Origin of the sequence: Pseudovibrio sp. W74, from assembly GCF_001623085.1 — a bacterium.
In the GTDB taxonomy this organism is placed as follows: domain Bacteria; phylum Pseudomonadota; class Alphaproteobacteria; order Rhizobiales; family Stappiaceae; genus Pseudovibrio.
Map to the genome: position 1 here is coordinate 1 of NZ_LMCJ01000037.1, position 1,338 is coordinate 1,338.

General features: G+C 49.5%; 2 protein-coding genes. One reads left to right on the plus strand and one right to left on the minus strand.

Going from position 1 to position 1,338, the window contains the following annotated elements:
• Positions 1–463: 463 nt before the first annotated feature.
• Positions 464–922 (minus strand): MarR family transcriptional regulator, encoded by a 459-nt coding sequence (locus tag PsW74_RS28920; protein ID WP_063286988.1) that lies wholly within the window; start codon positions 920–922, stop codon positions 464–466.
• 121 nt (positions 923–1,043) lie between these two features.
• Here PsW74_RS28920 and PsW74_RS29875 point away from each other — a divergent pair.
• On the plus strand, positions 1,044–1,338 hold a 295-nt coding region (locus tag PsW74_RS29875), incomplete at its 3' end, for a hypothetical protein (protein ID WP_244277878.1).

Here is a 1,338-nt window from a genome sequence, read left to right on the forward strand (position 1 = left end):
TGAATATCTTCATCTGCAAAGTAACCAAAGTGCTGAAGGTGTTTGAGTTGAAGTGCAACGCCAAGACGACTCCGCGTATTGTAGCCATTGATGAAAGTGAGATCGTCGAATGACAGTCCCCACGTAAGACTAAAAGTCTGATCCATTGCAACTATTTCCTAACCTGAAGAAAAAGTCACTTTGGCGAGCAAACATGTCTTAAATGGTGGTGTTCAGCACTTGTTCCTCAAGATGGCCCAATATGCAGCTATGTGCCCATTGGGCCTTGTTGCTGCAATAGGTTTGTCAGTCACAACACGAGGTGGTTGTTTAGAGGACACTTGAGCGGATGTTGTCTGGCAAGCAGCCAACATCATTGTTGCGACAAGAATAGTGAATAGCTTTTTCATGGAATACTCCGTTTTAAATGAACCACCGCACAGCGATGGGAAGTCTGAACTTGAATGATTTTGTTTTGGGGTGTTTAAGTGCTGGCCTCAGTTTCAATTTTTGAAGAACAGAACCGTGCGCTTGCGCTGTGATCCAAACCTTTAAGCATCTTGCTGAAGATCTCAGAGAGAGTTGCCCTCTGATCTGTGTCCAAGTTCTTAAGCAAAGCTTCAGCCGTATGTGTGCGGGCTTTCCCGAGTTCATTTGCCCTTCGCTTGCCTTCAAATGTCAATCCAACTTTGACGTTTCGCCCTTGGCGTTTCACGCGCTTTACCAGTTGCTTTTTTTCCAAGCGATCGATCACACGCACGGTTGCTGAATGGCTCAGACGGATCTGATCTGCGATAAATCCGAGGGAAGGGGCCACACGTCGATTTAGAAGCATCAACACAGCAACAGAACTGACCGGAAGGCCACCATATGCTTGCAGGCTGGCATCTTCCAGTGTGGTACTGATTGCGGACAGTTGGTCGGCTAGGTAATTGTCTTGCATAGATAAACTCCGAATTCGCGTATCAAAACGAAGACCTGATTGGTGTCTGAGACCTTGACCAGATCGGCTCATTTCTTCCGTCGCAAAAGCGGGGAGTTCGCTGACAAGGATCGCTTTGCTGGTGGGGTATCGCCCACCGAAGCGCTTGCGCGTAGGTAGAGCTGAAGGCGCATCTTGCGGATTCAACTCGTGTCCTGCACAAAGTGATTTTGGGCCGGATCTGCCGGCGCAAAACTCACGCAGGAAGGATGGGGAGACCAGCAAAGCGAGAAGCGCGAGCGCCCATGTCCTTGTCAGCGAACTTGGGCGAAGCCCCTTTCTGAACCTCGGCCTACTCATTGAGGTTCACTTTACTCAGCAGGCCAAAAACCGATTTGTGAAGGTGCAGCTCTCCGCGTTCGGCCTTGGCGAGACAG